Here is a 13,730-nt window from a genome sequence, read left to right on the forward strand (position 1 = left end):
GGTCAAAGGACTAAGCACGGGAGATATATTTGCCCTCACGTGTGTCAATCAGAAGAACATCACCTTCGTTAATGAACAAAGGAACTTGAACTGTAAGACCTGTTTCAACGGTCGCATTCTTAGTTGCGCCAGTTGCTGTGTTTCCTTTAATGCCCGGCTCTGTTTCAACAACCTTCAAGTCAACACTGTTAGGCAGAGTAATACCGATGATTTCTGTATTGTAGCTGGCAATGTTAACGGTCATATTCTCTTTAAGGAAGTTGATTTCCCATTCAAGCTGCTTTTTATCAAGCGTAAATTGGTCGAAAGTCTCATTATCCATGAACGAATATTCGGAGCCCGAGTTGTACAGGTATTGCACAGCACGGTTCTCGATTTGAGCGCGGCCGATGGTCTCGCCGGCACGGAATGTTCTTTCAACCGTATTACCATTACGCAAGTTTTTCAGCTTGGAACGAACGAAAGCCGCGCCTTTACCTGGTTTAACGTGCTGGAACTCGATTACGGTGAAAATATCGCCTTCTACCTCTACGGTAAGGCCTGTTTTAAAATCGTTAACTGAAACCACTGAAATACCCTCCTAAAATTTTACGAAGAATCTCTTCGTAAGCGTTGACTTGGACTTACGAAGTTAATGCTTCGTAAGCATAACTTATGTGAAGCACTCATTCCAAGATCAATAAAGCCTTGGGTGATGAGGTTAATAACGAATTCCCGCTTGCAGTGACGACAATGTCATCTTCAATCCGGACGCCGCCGAATCCCGGGATATAAATTCCAGGTTCAACCGTAACGACCATTCCCGGCTCAAGAACCGTTTCTCCTGTCTTCGACAGTCTCGGCGATTCATGAATTTCCATGCCCAGACCGTGACCTGTACCGTGACCGAAATGATCGCCATACCCATAGCGTGTAATAATGTCACGCGCCACTGCATCTGCTTCGCGGCCGGTCATCCCAGGCTTAACAGCAGCTAAAGCAGCCATTTGGGCCTCCAAAACGATCTCATAAATCTCTCTGTGCTTATCCGTAGGCTTGCCGACTACGATTGTTCTTGTAATATCCGAGCAATAGCCATTGTAATAAGCGCCAAAATCGAGCTTCACGAATTCGTTGCTTCCAATCATACGATCACTTGCTACACCATGCGGCAGCGCAGAACGTTCGCCGGAAGCAACGATCGTGTCGAAGGAAGAAGACGTCGCGCCTTTGCTGCGCATGAAGATCTCCATCTCAAGGGCGACATCGCGCTCCTTGAGCCCTGGTTTAATGAAACCAAGGATATGGTTGTACGTCTCATCAGCCAGAACAGCAGCATCACGCATAATCGCAAGCTCAGCTTCGTCTTTAAGCATCCGGAGCTGCTCCACAACACCGGAGACGGGCTGAAGCTGAATTCCGCCAAGCGCAGTCTTCCAAGCCGCGTAATCGCTAAATACAACATGCTCTTGTTCAAAGCCTAACTTAACAATTCCGGCCGCTGCGGACAGCTCCTTCACGGTATCGATCCATCTTGCTCCATGCTCAACAACGGTAAAATCGGCCGCCTGCTGAGGGGCCTGCGTCATATAACGAAAATCTGTAAGCAGCCAACTGTCTGCAGACGTAACAAGAAGTACCCCTGAGGATCCGGTAAACCCGCTCACATACCGGCGATTGACCGGATTTGTAATTAGAAGTGCATCCAAGCTGAGTTCCTGCAGCTTCTCTCTAACATTGGCTAAACGTTTATTCGTCATGGTTCTTCTTCCCTTCACCATGCCGCTTCATAGTTCAGGCGGTGATGCAGCTGCCCTATTGCGGCTGTAGATGATGTATCAGAGCATGCAGTCCAAGCACATAGCTGTTCGCGCCAAAACCGGCAATTTGTCCAACCGCAACCGGCGCCGTTACGGATAGGTGCCGGAACGGTTCCCGCTTATGAATGTTCGACAGATGCACTTCAACAACCGGCAGTCCCACACCGCTGAGCGCATCACGCAGTGCATAGCTGTAATGTGTAAGAGCGCCAGGATTAATGATAATCCCGTCTTCCTTGCCGTAAGCCTCATGAATGCGGTCAATGAGAGCACCCTCATGATTCGATTGAAAGAACAATAGTTCTACATCAAGCGCCCCAGCCGCTTCTCTTAACAGCACTTCTATGTCAGCCAGTGTTGTTGAACCGTACACACCCGGCTCACGGATACCAAGCATATTCAAGTTCGGTCCGTTTACTACGAGTATTGTTGTCATGAAAGCCCTCCCGGCGCATAGATCAATTGCCATTTTACCACAAAGACCCACGCTTTGAGAAGTCAAACTGATGACGAATGAATAACCCTTTCTGACTCAAGCCGCCCCTATAGGCTCACGTGAAACTTCATCGGTAAATTCAAAGGCGATCGTATAGCCGATAAACAGCCCCCAAATCGTGTAAATGCACAATTCGGTGATCATGGTATCCAAGCCTAATTGCTGAATGGGCTTTGTAACATTCAAAGCAGGGCCGATAGCCAGGAACAAAACAGCGCACCAGAGCATGCCGTATGCGACCCCCGCCCAAGGCCCCGAGAAACGGCCCAGAAGAAACTTATAGATCAAAGCGGCCACAATGGAGAAAATAATGAAGCAGCCGATTCCTACTGCATTCCCCCAGCCTGTCCTGAGAAAGGAAAGCTGAAAGAAAGGATCCGCCATGAATCCAGGCAGTATCTTTGTAAAGTGAATGGTGTAAAGGATCCAATGCAGCGTCCCCCAGAACAAGCCGGCGAAAAAACCCGTCTTCACGCAAAACCAAAATGCATTCGTATGATGTTCTTGCTTTTTTTTGAAATGCGGTGTTTTCCTTGTTAATTTGACACGATCTGAATGCATGTCTCTTCTCTCCTCCAATGTTGTAAGGAATAGGCTGTGCTATACCTGAATAGTATGCACAAATGATTCGGCGGCAACTCTAGGAGCGCAGCCAATTTCGGTAAAGGATCCCGCGTGCAATAAGAAGCAGAATCAAGTACAATATGATTGAGAAGATTCTTATTCATAGACATATAATAATGTCGAACTAAAGGATGGTGATTCGCCCTTGTCGCAAGACTCACGTAATATTTATGGCGGACAAGCCGTCATTGAAGGTGTCATGTTTGCAGGTAAATATGCAAACGTCACGGCAGTTCGCCGCAAGAACAATGAAATCATGTTTTATGAAGTACCGCGAACATCGAAGCCATGGATCCAGAAGCTCAAAAAAATACCGCTATTGCGGGGTATCGTAGCTATATTGGAGTCCAGTGCAAAAGGCTCTCAGCATTTGAACTTTTCTTTGGAATCCTATGCGGAGGACGAACTTGAAGGCGAGACCGATGAAGCGAAGCTGGCCAAGGCCAAGAAAGCCGAAGAGAAAAAAGGCTGGAGCTTAAGCATGATCGTCGGCGTAGCCGTTGCAGGGATCCTATCTTTCATAGTCGGAAAACTAGTTTTTACCGTAGTGCCTGCAGCTGCAGAAGAATTGATCTTTGGACAAAGCTTCTCGAATATAATAGTACACAACCTTCTTGAAGGTCTTATCAAAATTTTATTCCTGCTTTGCTATTTGTATATTATTTCGTTAACGCCTCTCATTAAACGGTTGTTCCAATACCATGGCGCTGAACATAAAGTAATAAGCGCCTATGAAGCCGGCGTTGAACTGACGGTAGAGAACGTGCAGCGTTATACCCGGCTTCATTACAGATGCGGAAGCAGCTTCATCGTATTCTCTGTGCTCGTAGGCATCATCGTATATTCGTTCTTTCACTGGGATTCCATGTGGCAGCGGATCTACCTGCGGGTGCTGCTCCTGCCGCTTGTGCTCGGAGCATCCTATGAGGCGCTTCGGTTTACAAACGCGCTGCGCGACATGCCGGTGCTTCGCTTTCTTGGATATCCCGGCCTGTGGCTGCAGAAGCTCACAACCAAAGAGCCTAACGACGAACAGGTAGCCGTGTCAATCGCTTCCTTTAACCGTATGTTGGAGCTCGACCGTCAAGTCGCCAGATCGTAAACGAAAGCAACCAAGTTTCGCAAAGGAAGGGTGAGGGTCTTGCCTAGAAAAATGAGTCCGCTATTAATCGTCATCCTGGCGTTGATTGGTGTCGGTCTTATCGCTCAGATGCTCAATAATCCCGTACAGCTTATTATCCCGGTCGTTGTCTTCGGTGTTATTTACTTGCTTTACAAGTTCCCTCCGGGCGGCGCACGGGCAAGCAGCGCCAAACCAAGAAGCAAACAGGCCAATCGCCGCGATCCGCAGGCCAGTAAACCAAAGTCGCGCAAGAACATTCCATTTCGTGTTATTGAAGGCGGCAAAGATGATGATAATTTACCTAAGTATCATTAATACGAGAATGAATCCCTGTACCGGACCTTGAGTCATTCAAGGTCCGGTTTTTTATTGGAAGCTTGAAATAAGCCAAAGAGCCGCTCCTGTAAGGGAGACGGCTCTTTGGCTTATGCTATCGCTTTAATTATCATTTTCAAGTTCGGAATGAATCCCTCTCAGCTCTTCAAGCCGGTTCTCGTCACGGCGGAAATATTCTACCAATGTCTCAATGCACGTAATCGAATCCCAGCTCAAGTGATGCTCTATTCCTTCAACGTCCCGATAGATATTCTCATCTTGGACACCAATAATAGTCAAAAATGATTCCAGCAGCTGATGGCGGTCCACCAATCTCTTGCCCATTTTTTTACCCTTATTCGTAAGAATAAGACCTCTGTATTTCTCATAGATCAAATAGTTATCTTTATCCAGCTTTTGGATCATTTTGGTGACGGATGAGGGATGAACCTCCAGCCCTTCGGCGATATCCGAGACACGGGCGTAGCCCTTTTCATCAATAAGCTTGTAAATTCGTTCCAAATAATCCTCCATGCTAGGAGTCGGCATCGAAAGAACCTCCATTCAACATCGTCCCGCACTGAATTCTGCTATTGTTAAGGCAAATCTGTCAGCTAGCGAGTTATTCCTGCGCGTTACTCTTAGTATCATACACTGCTCGCTATACATGCCGCAACCTGTACAACTTATCTTTCCATGATTGTGATCTGCATAAGCGGCATAAGCTACTTATACAGCTTTTGTCCAAAGGAGGCTTAACGTTCATGAGTAAGACTACGCTCGAACTCCCCTCAGCAAGAAAACCGCATTCATCGTTCATTCCCGAACTCGTTTTCTTCGAACCGGCGGCCCTCGACTATCCTAAGGGGCAGCGTATCATGGAATGGGTAAAAGAAACCGGCATTCCCTATCGTATGACAACATCGCATAATCGGATAACGAATTTGCCCGGTAATTCAGAGCTTGAGCAATATAAAATCGCCAAACGGACACTTGTCGTCGGCATCCGTAAAACACTGAAATTCGACCAATCCAAGCCATCTGCCGAATATGCCATCCCCATCGCCACTGGCTGCATGGGACACTGCCATTATTGCTATTTGCAAACGACGCTCGGCGCTAAGCCCTACATCAGGGTATATGTCAACATGGATGATATTATGGATGCAGCACAAAGCTACATCGAGGAGCGAATCCCCGAGATTACACGCTTTGAGGCTGCATGCACATCCGATCCTGTAGGTCTTGAGCCGATAACCGGGAGCCTGGAGGAGCTTATCACCTTTATGGCTGATCAAGAGTATGGCCGTCTGCGATTCGTAACGAAGTTCCATTATGTAGACTCGCTGCTTTCTCTGAAGCATAACGGTCACACCCGGATTCGCTTTAGCGTTAACGATAAATATGTCATTAAGAACTTTGAGCCCGCTACCTCCCGCTTCGAGGAACGCATCGAGGCCGCAGGCAAAGTAGCCCGTGCAGGTTATCCTCTGGGCTTCATCGTGGCCCCGATTATTTGGCATGAGGGCTGGGAGGAAGGTTATGCCGAGCTCTTCTCCTCGCTTGCTGAAGCTCTTCCGAAGGATGCTTCGTCCAATCTGACCTTCGAGCTTATCCAGCACCGCTTTACGAAGACTGCCAAAAATGTCATTGAGAAGCGATATCCCAAGTCGAAGCTGGAAATGGAAATCGAGAAGCGCAAATATAAATGGGGCCGCTGGGGACAAGGGAAATACGTATACCCCGATGAACAAGCGTATGCGCTCCGGATATTTATCTCGGAGCGCATATTTGAACATTTTCCTGATGCTGTTATCGACTACTTCACTTAAAATTTCAACCATTCAGGTGTTATTGAATTGAGCCAAATCGTGATCTTCGTCATTTGATCCGTGAATAACAAGATGCCCATGAGAAGCATGACGGCCCCGCCAATCTTCATCATTATTCCGGAATAACGGACGATCCATCTTGTTGAACCGATGAAAAACGCTAGAACGAAGAAAGGGATCGCAAAGCCAAGCGCATAAGCGGTTGTCAGTTCAAACCATGTTCCGGGCTCCGATGCGGCCAACAGCAGAATGCTTGCCAGTATCGGACCTGTACACGGGGACCAGCCTGCCGAGAAGCCAATTCCAAAAATAAAAGAAGCGAGGTAGCCGGATTTATTTAATTTGATAGGCAGCTTGCGTTCTCTCATAAGCATCGCCGGCTGGATTAATCCTACAAGGATAAGCCCCATCAGTATGATCAGCACAGCCGACAGCTGGCGGATAAGCGTTTGATAGTCGGAGAAGAATTCAGCAAATTTATTCGTGCTGTAGCCAAGCGTATAGTAAACAACTGAAAATCCAAGGATAAAGAAAAGCGTGTGGCTCATTGTGCGTATTCGGACTTGCTTCCCTGGGTGCTCGCTCTTCAAATCCGTGACCGAAACACCGGTTATGTATGATAAGTACGAGGGATAGAGCGGCAGACAGCAAGGTGAGATAAAGGAAGCAATTCCCGCACCGAAGGCTGCCCAAATAGTAACTTCTGACACAATTTTTCACCTCGATGTAGGTTGACTAGGCGCTGAACTTACCTCTGGCGCTCAACAACAGAAGCAGGATCGCGATAAGCAGCAGCACGATGGTTCCGCCGGGTGCCAAATTCCAGACGCCAGCAATAAGCAAGCCGCCGATAACGGCAAGCTCCGCAATAACAACGACTGTAATTACGGATTGACGGAAACTCTTGGCGATGACCAAGCTGCATGCCGCTGGAATCGTCAGTAAAGCAGAGACGAGCAGCGCACCGACGATTTTGATAGAAACGCTTATAACAAGAGCAGTCAATACACTAATCATAAAGTTAAAATAACGGGTTGGCAAACCGCTTACTGCAGCAGCATCCTCATCAAAGGTAAGCAGGAACAGCTCTTTGGCATGAATGGTTACAGCAGCCAGCACAATCACGGTTACGATCCCGATCAACAGCAAATCAATCGTATCCAGCGTATAGATGCTGCCGAACAAATAACCGCTCACACTCGTATTAAACCCTTTGCCCATCGAAAACAGCAGCGATGCGAGCGCGACGCCTCCAGACATAATGATGGCTATCGACAGCTCTGCATAGGTCTTATAAGCTTTGCGCAGCTTCTCTATGGCAAATGTTGCTCCAAGAGCGAACACAAGGCCAACGGCGACCGGATAAACCCCGGTCAGAAACCCGAGCGCTACCCCGGCAATCGATACATGCGCCAGCGTATCCCCGATCATAGACAGCCTTCTGAGCACGAGAAAGAGGCCCATCAGCGGCGCGGTAATGCCAATCAGAATGCCGCCAATCAGCGCACTTTGAAAAAACTCTCTAGTTACGATATCCAACTCTAAACGCCTACTTTCCCTCTCTCCATCGAATGGCGCAGCTCCTTCAAGCTATGCGTCAGATTCGTTTCCACACAATCCTCTAAATCATGGGAATGCTTCACGTACAGCTTAATTTTCCCGCATTCCCGCTTCGGCTCCTGTCCTAAATAGGATCGGATCATATCCATATCATGCGATACAAGCAAAAAGGTGATGTTATGGTGCTGATGCATATGCTTGATGAGATGGAAGAACCCTTCCTGTGTCTCGGAGTCAATGCCCACAGTAGGCTCGTCCAGAATGAGCAAAGCCGGATTATTGATCAGCGCTCTTGCAAGAAAAACACGCTGCTGCTGACCGCCGGATAATTGACCGATCCGTTTGCCCGCCAAATCTTCAATCTTCATCGCATGCAGAGCTTCGTCACACTTTATTTGATCCGATTTGGTCACCCGTTTGAACAGTTTGTTACGGCTGTAAAGGCCAGAGAGAACGACCTCACGCACCGTTGCGGGAAACAATGGATTTAAGGAATTTTTCTGAGGCACATATCCCACCTTGCTCCAGTCTCGAAACTGCTGAACCGATTGACCGAACAGCTTAATTGACCCGCTGTCTGGCGTAAGCAAGCCGACGATCATTCTCAGAAGCGTTGTCTTGCCGGCACCGTTAGAACCGATCACACCTACAAAATCCCGCTCCTGAACGAAGAAACTGACGTCTTCAATCACCGGCTTCTGCTGATAAGAGAAACAAACATCGTTAAGCTCAATAATCGGTTGGTGGCAAAAAGGCTGGACCGTTTGAAGCGCCTGATTGTTTGGCATTCGTTTCACTCCTCCCGAGTCGCTCTCTTACTATTGTAAAGCCTGTACTAGATTTTGCAAATTAGCTTCCATTAAAGAGAAATAGTCCTCGCCTTTCTGCTCCTGCTCCGGAGTTAATCCTTCCAGCGGATTAAGCACCATCGTCTGTGCATTCGCTTCACGGGCAAGCGTTCTGGCTAATTCATCGGTAACTAATTCTTCAAAAAAGATATATTTAACTCCATTGTCTTCAACAAATTTGGAAATGCGCAGCAGATCCTGCGCCTTAGGCTCCGCATCAGGCGATAAGCCCATTATTGCCACTTGTTGCAGTCCGTAATCCCTTGCCAGATAACCAAAAGCCTGATGGGACGTCACGATGTCCTTATGCGGGAGCGGACTGAGCTTCTGTGCGTACTGCGCATCAAGAGCGGAGAGTTTCTTATCCAGCTCGGCATAATTAGCCTCGTATTCCGCCTTGTGGTCCGGATCTACTTTCACTAGACTCCCTGCAATATTCTTTGCCATAATCCGCATCGATTTTGGACTTACCCATGTATGCGGATCGACGCTCTTTTCAGCTTCGGATTTGCCGGCTATTAATGAAATACCGTCGCTTGCTTCTGAAGTAAGGAGTTTACTGTCTTTAGGCAGACCCTGCAGAAAATCATTTACCCATCCCTCAAGCCCTGCACCATTATATAGGAAGAGCTGTGCATCCGAGACGGTATCCAAATCCCGGCTCTTCGGACTCCAGTCATGCGGTTCAACTCCGGCTGGGATCATGTTAATGACATTGACTTGCTCGCCGCCGATTTCCTTGGCTAAGAAATAAATCGGGTAAAAGCTGGTCACAACATTCGTCTTCCCTTCTATCAGCTTGCTGCCGCTGGAACCGCAGCCTGATAGGAATACCATTGTAACAGTTAATACAGCAATCAAATATAAATAACTGCGCAGATTCATGACAGACTCCTCAGTAATGATTGATATTGACCGGTAAATCGTAAACATTACTGATAGATTATATCGGTCCACATCGGCCATGTCAATGGAAAACCGCCGGAGCTGCGTGCTCCGGCGGTTCTATGTTCGTTATTATTTCACAATTGCGCCGTTAGGCATTTCTTCCGGAACAGCTGCCAATGTCAGCTGATCGCCATGGGAGGCTGCCAGAATCATTCCTTGGGACATTTCGCCGCGGAGCTTAACCGGCTTTAAATTCGTAACGCATATGACTTTGCGTCCAACTATTTCCTCCGGTGTATAGAACTTGGCTATGCCCGATACAACCTGGCGCTGTTCATAGCCCAGATCCAGGTGAAGCTTCAAGAGCTTATCTGCATTCTTCACTGGTTCTGCAGCGATTACCTGCGCCACACGAAGCTCCACCTTGGCAAACTCGTCGATTGCGATCTCCGCTTTAGGCTCCGGTGCTTCCTGATGCGCTTGCTTAGCTGTCCCTTCTACCGGAGCCGCCGCTTCCGCCAATTCAACACTCGGCGCAGCTGTTCCGCCCGTCATCGACGATGCGATATATTGGACTTCTTCCGCCATATCAAGCCTTGGGAAGATAGGCTCACCTTTCGTTACTTTCGTGCCGCCAGGGATCCGGCCAAACTGCTTCGTGCTCTCCCAGGAGGTAAGGGTGCCTTCTGCAATACCCAATTGCCCGCGGATTTTCAGCGGCGCATTGGTCAGGAACGGCTGCAGCAGAATCGAGATAATCCGCAGCGATTCCGCCAGATGATGCATGACCGAAGCCAGTTCACCCTGCTTCGACTCATCTTTAGCAAGCGCCCAAGGCGAGGTCTCGTCAATATATTTGTTCGTGCGGCTGATAAGCTGCCAGATCGCTGCGAGCGCTACGGAGAACTCCATTCTCTCCATCGCGGCTTCCACGACCTGCACCGTTTCCGCTGTCAGCCCAGACAGTGAGGAATCGTATGCCGTTACACTGCCGTCATATGCAGGAATCTCCCCGCTAAAATATTTCTCAATCATCGCAACTGTGCGGTTAAGCAGGTTCCCGAGATCATTGGCAAGATCAAAGTTAATTCGCTCTACGAAGCCTTCTGGCGTGAACTGTCCATCTGAACCAAATGGCACTTCTCGAAGCAAATAATAACGAAGCGCATCTAGCCCGTAACGGTCGATAAGCGTAACCGGATCAACAACATTCCCTTTGGACTTGGACATCTTGCCGTCCTTCATCAGCAGCCAGCCGTGAGCGAATACCTTCTTCGGCAAAGGCAGATCAAGCGCCATCAGCATGATTGGCCAATAAATGGTATGGAACCGCACGATCTCTTTGCCAACCAAATGAACATCGGCCGGCCAGAATTGATTGTATTTACCCTCGTCATTTGTACCGTAGCCAAGCGCAGTCACATAGTTAAGCAGCGCATCGATCCATACGTAGATAACATGCTTTGGATTTCCCTGCACCTTGATTCCCCAATCATAGGTCGTACGGGAAACCGCTAAATCTTCCAAACCCGGCTTTATAAAATTGTTGATCATTTCGTTCTTACGGGATTCCGGTTGGATGAAATCCGGGTTATCTTCATAGAATTGCAGCAGCCGGTCCGCATATTTACTCATTTGGAAGAAGTAGCACTCTTCTTTGACCAGCTCTACCGGATGGCCGCTGTCAGGGCTCTTCCCGGCGATAATTTCGCCCTGATCATTCTTTTGAACATCAACCAACTGCGTTTCTGTGTAATAGGTCTCATCCGGAATGCTGTACCAGCCTTCGTATTCACCCAGGTAAATATCGCCTTGCTGTAGCAGCTTATCAAAGATCGCCTGTACGACGTCCTTGTGGCGAATCTCTGTCGTACGAATAAAATCATCATTTGAAATGTCCAGCTTGCTCCACAGCTGTTGAATGCCGCCTACGATGTGGTCCACAAATTGCTGCGGTGTCTTCCCTTTCTCCTGCGCCTTGCGCTCAATCTTCTGACCGTGCTCATCCGTTCCGGTCAAGTACCAGACATCATAGCCGCGAAGCCGTTTGTAGCGCGCCATTGCATCGCCTGCTACCGTCGTATAGGCATGACCGATATGAAGCTTGTCGCTCGGATAGTAGATCGGCGTTGTAATATAAAACGATTGTTTTGCTTCGCTCATGAAAAGAGCCTCCTCAAGTATTGGTTATACATGCCAAAAAACACAAAAAAGCCTCATCCTCTATGGGACGAAAGCTTGTCGCTCACGCGGTACCACCCAATTTTCCCTCTTCGGCCGACTGCTTGCCGGGGAGAGCTTCATTAGCGCCAATTCCAGTGAAATGGCAGCACAGCCGATAACGCAGCTTGGCGCCGCTCCCTTACTGCAGCTTGATCTATCGCTGCGAGCTTGAAAGCGGATTCTCCCGGACCATTTTCCAAAAGCTGCGCCCTGCCGGTTCTCAGCTGTCCCGGCTCTCTGGTAAGGCCAATTCTTCCGTACTTATCCGTTCATCGAATAACAATTGTGAAATTACTTCTCTTGTTGAAACTATACCGAATCAGCGGCAGAGCTGTCAAGGGCGTCAAGCGCCTGCTGCGCCTGTTCTTCCCGCGTAGGAGGAACATGATCAATCCCCCCCGGATGGAAAGGATGGCATTTGCAGATCCGCTTCGCTGCCAGCCAGCTTCCTTTAGCCGGACCATGCTTCTCAATGGCAATCAAGGCGTATTCGGAGCAGGTTGGATAGAACCGGCAGGTTGGCGGTTTAATCGGCGATATAAAGCGGCGGTAAAAGTGGATCGGCGCCTGAACGAATTTACGCATGCAGTTCAACCTCCTGCAAAAGAAACCTTACAAATGATTTTGGACTTCATTAATAAAGATACAGCATTTACGCTTCAATCATGCCCTATTCATGCGTTTGCGTCAATGTGCGACAATCCATTATTTCCCATTATTTTTTGAATGTCGTAATTTTGAAGTATAATTGTCATTTAAACACATTAAAGACCGCTTTCATTTGTGTTAGGGTATTCTCATGTCGCATAATTAGAGATATCGAAACTTGGATGAAGCGACATCACGCGTAGTATTTAAGTAATGCACACTGATTTTGCACGCAGGAAGTATGCCAGCCAGATGGATTATGCTTCCGAAGCCGTTTTTGCTCTTTAGGATGTATACCAGGGAGCTTCACAAAAACTTTTAACAAAAACCTTTAGGAGGAATCATCAATGATTCGCGTTGCAATGCTTAGCTACTGGCATGTTCATGCCTGGGATTACACAAAACAAGTACAAGCAAACCCAAATTCCGAGATCGCTGCTGTATGGGATGAAATACCGGCTCGAGGCCAAGAAAATGCCGATAAGCTTGGTGTACCTTTTATCGCTGATTTGGATGAATTGCTGGCCCGTACCGATATCGATGCAGTAGTTGTCGATACACCGACCAACATTCACCGTGATGTTATGATCAAGGCAGCTCGTGCAGGCAAACATATTTTCACAGAAAAAGTTGTTGCCCCTACTTTAAAGGAAGTTAATGAAATATTGGCTGCTATCCGTGAAGCCGGCGTTAAATTGACCGTTTCACTCCCGCGTTTGAATGATAACTATACACTGACCGTCCAAGATGTAATTAGCCAAGGCCTTCTGGGACAGCTTACCCAGGCACGTGTCCGCCTCTCGCATAACGGCGCTACTGCAGGCTGGCTGCCTGAGCACTTCTACAATCTCGAGCAATGCGGCGGAGGCGCGCTGATCGATCTTGGCTGCCACCCTATGTACCTCGTTCGCCTCTTCCTCGGTTTGCCGCAAAGCGTTAGCGCAACATTCGGCTACGTAACCGGCAAAGAAGTCGAAGACAATGCAGTAGCAACGCTTCGTTATGAGAATGGCGCTGTCGGAATCGTTGAAGCCGGCTTCGTAAACAGCCATTCCCCATTCTCTATTGAACTTCACGGAACAGAAGGTACTTTGCTGTATGGACTCCCGGATGATAGCATCCGTGTCCGCAGCAATAAACTCGAAGCATCCGAATGGGTTACGATCGAGAAGAAAGACAACCGCATCCCTGCCTATGACCAATGGGTTGAGCATGTGCTAAACGGTACGGAAGCAGAAGAGAATATTGCGCTTGCCGTTGACCTGACTAAGCTAATGGAAGCTTCGAACCAGTCAGAAGCCCAGAAACGTGCAATCAGCCTAAGTGAGCTTCAGCAGTAATAAATAACGAAGCCTGCGCTAAGTTTTCACATCA

15 protein-coding genes are annotated in these 13,730 nt (G+C 48.1%); 4 read left to right on the forward strand and 11 right to left on the reverse strand.

Going from position 1 to position 13,730, the window contains the following annotated elements:
- Positions 1-10: 10 nt before the first annotated feature.
- The 4 genes from efp to ACFPYJ_RS21155 form a co-directional block, all read right to left on the reverse strand.
- Positions 11-568, reverse strand: a complete 558-nt coding sequence (gene efp, locus ACFPYJ_RS21140) for an elongation factor P (protein ID WP_379190212.1) — start codon at positions 566-568, stop codon at positions 11-13.
- A gap of 97 nt (positions 569-665) precedes the next feature.
- Positions 666-1,739, reverse strand: coding sequence for a M24 family metallopeptidase (locus tag ACFPYJ_RS21145; protein ID WP_379190213.1), 1,074 nt, complete (start codon positions 1,737-1,739; stop codon positions 666-668).
- Between the two features lie 55 nt (positions 1,740-1,794).
- Positions 1,795-2,235 (reverse strand): type II 3-dehydroquinate dehydratase, encoded by a 441-nt coding sequence (gene aroQ / locus ACFPYJ_RS21150; protein ID WP_379190214.1) that lies wholly within the window; start codon positions 2,233-2,235, stop codon positions 1,795-1,797.
- A gap of 96 nt (positions 2,236-2,331) precedes the next feature.
- The gene (locus ACFPYJ_RS21155) at positions 2,332-2,856 is read right to left on the reverse strand and encodes a YqhR family membrane protein (protein ID WP_379190215.1); all 525 of its coding nucleotides are present in this window, start codon (positions 2,854-2,856) and stop codon (positions 2,332-2,334) included.
- A 208-nt stretch (positions 2,857-3,064) separates the two neighbouring features.
- Between ACFPYJ_RS21155 and ACFPYJ_RS21160 the strand changes: the two genes are divergently transcribed.
- Together ACFPYJ_RS21160 and ACFPYJ_RS21165 are read left to right on the forward strand one after the other, a co-directional pair.
- Positions 3,065-4,021 (forward strand): DUF1385 domain-containing protein, encoded by a 957-nt coding sequence (locus ACFPYJ_RS21160; protein WP_379190216.1) that lies wholly within the window; start codon positions 3,065-3,067, stop codon positions 4,019-4,021.
- 39 nt (positions 4,022-4,060) lie between these two features.
- Positions 4,061-4,357: a hypothetical protein gene (locus ACFPYJ_RS21165; protein ID WP_379190217.1), complete on the forward strand. Its 297-nt coding sequence runs from the start codon at positions 4,061-4,063 to the stop codon at positions 4,355-4,357.
- Between the two features lie 123 nt (positions 4,358-4,480).
- Here ACFPYJ_RS21165 and mntR read toward each other — a convergent pair whose 3' ends face one another.
- Positions 4,481-4,906, reverse strand: a complete 426-nt coding sequence (gene mntR, locus ACFPYJ_RS21170; RefSeq protein ID WP_379190218.1) for a transcriptional regulator MntR — start codon at positions 4,904-4,906, stop codon at positions 4,481-4,483.
- 215 nt (positions 4,907-5,121) lie between these two features.
- Between mntR and splB the strand changes: the two genes are divergently transcribed.
- Entirely contained in the window at positions 5,122-6,189 is a 1,068-nt protein-coding gene (splB, locus tag ACFPYJ_RS21175) for a spore photoproduct lyase (RefSeq protein WP_379190219.1), read from the forward strand.
- On the opposite strand, the gene ACFPYJ_RS21180 is transcribed toward splB, so the two are convergent.
- The 6 genes from ACFPYJ_RS21180 to yidD all read right to left on the reverse strand — a co-directional run bounded on the left by ACFPYJ_RS21180 (position 6,186) and on the right by yidD (position 12,293).
- A complete protein-coding gene (locus tag ACFPYJ_RS21180) occupies positions 6,186-6,899 on the reverse strand; it encodes a cytochrome c biogenesis CcdA family protein (protein WP_379190220.1) in 714 nt (237 codons plus the stop codon). The genes splB and ACFPYJ_RS21180 overlap by 4 nt on opposite strands.
- 25 nt (positions 6,900-6,924) lie before the next feature.
- On the reverse strand, positions 6,925-7,728 hold the full coding sequence (locus tag ACFPYJ_RS21185) for a metal ABC transporter permease (protein WP_379190221.1): 804 nt from the start codon (positions 7,726-7,728) through the stop codon (positions 6,925-6,927).
- Between the two features lie 2 nt (positions 7,729-7,730).
- Positions 7,731-8,537: a metal ABC transporter ATP-binding protein gene (locus tag ACFPYJ_RS21190; RefSeq protein WP_379190222.1), complete on the reverse strand. Its 807-nt coding sequence runs from the start codon at positions 8,535-8,537 to the stop codon at positions 7,731-7,733.
- A gap of 30 nt (positions 8,538-8,567) precedes the next feature.
- Complete coding sequence (locus ACFPYJ_RS21195; protein WP_379190223.1) at positions 8,568-9,482, reverse strand: metal ABC transporter substrate-binding protein; 915 nt, start codon at positions 9,480-9,482, stop codon at positions 8,568-8,570.
- A 132-nt stretch (positions 9,483-9,614) separates the two neighbouring features.
- Positions 9,615-11,648 (reverse strand): methionine--tRNA ligase, encoded by a 2,034-nt coding sequence (metG, locus tag ACFPYJ_RS21200; protein WP_379190224.1) that lies wholly within the window; start codon positions 11,646-11,648, stop codon positions 9,615-9,617.
- 369 nt (positions 11,649-12,017) lie between these two features.
- The gene (yidD, locus tag ACFPYJ_RS21205) at positions 12,018-12,293 is read right to left on the reverse strand and encodes a membrane protein insertion efficiency factor YidD (RefSeq protein WP_379190225.1); all 276 of its coding nucleotides are present in this window, start codon (positions 12,291-12,293) and stop codon (positions 12,018-12,020) included.
- Positions 12,294-12,703: 410 nt separating this feature from the next.
- Here yidD and ACFPYJ_RS21210 point away from each other — a divergent pair, with 410 nt between their 5' ends.
- Entirely contained in the window at positions 12,704-13,696 is a 993-nt protein-coding gene (locus ACFPYJ_RS21210) for a Gfo/Idh/MocA family protein (protein ID WP_379190226.1), read from the forward strand.
- Positions 13,697-13,730: the final 34 nt, after the last annotated feature.

Origin of the sequence: Paenibacillus solisilvae (assembly GCF_042656405.1) — a bacterium.
Classification (GTDB): Bacteria; Bacillota; Bacilli; order Paenibacillales; family Paenibacillaceae; genus Paenibacillus_Z; species Paenibacillus_Z solisilvae.

Bases quoted from the DNA above. Each gene is read 5' to 3' on its own strand.
- ACFPYJ_RS21145 (WP_379190213.1), bottom strand. From the start codon at position 1,739: ATGACGAATAAACGTTTAGCCAATGTTAGAGAGAAGCTGCAGGAACTC.
- aroQ (WP_379190214.1), bottom strand. From the start codon at position 2,235: ATGACAACAATACTCGTAGTAAACGGACCGAACTTGAATATGCTTGGT.
- ACFPYJ_RS21155 (WP_379190215.1), bottom strand. From the start codon at position 2,856: ATGCATTCAGATCGTGTCAAATTAACAAGGAAAACACCGCATTTCAAA.
- mntR (WP_379190218.1), bottom strand. From the start codon at position 4,906: ATGCCGACTCCTAGCATGGAGGATTATTTGGAACGAATTTACAAGCTT.
- splB (WP_379190219.1), top strand. From the start codon at position 5,122: ATGAGTAAGACTACGCTCGAACTCCCCTCAGCAAGAAAACCGCATTCA.
- ACFPYJ_RS21190 (WP_379190222.1), bottom strand. From the start codon at position 8,537: ATGCCAAACAATCAGGCGCTTCAAACGGTCCAGCCTTTTTGCCACCAA.
- ACFPYJ_RS21195 (WP_379190223.1), bottom strand. From the start codon at position 9,482: ATGAATCTGCGCAGTTATTTATATTTGATTGCTGTATTAACTGTTACA.
- metG (WP_379190224.1), bottom strand. From the start codon at position 11,648: ATGAGCGAAGCAAAACAATCGTTTTATATTACAACGCCGATCTACTAT.
- yidD (WP_379190225.1), bottom strand. From the start codon at position 12,293: ATGCGTAAATTCGTTCAGGCGCCGATCCACTTTTACCGCCGCTTTATA.
- ACFPYJ_RS21210 (WP_379190226.1), top strand. From the start codon at position 12,704: ATGATTCGCGTTGCAATGCTTAGCTACTGGCATGTTCATGCCTGGGAT.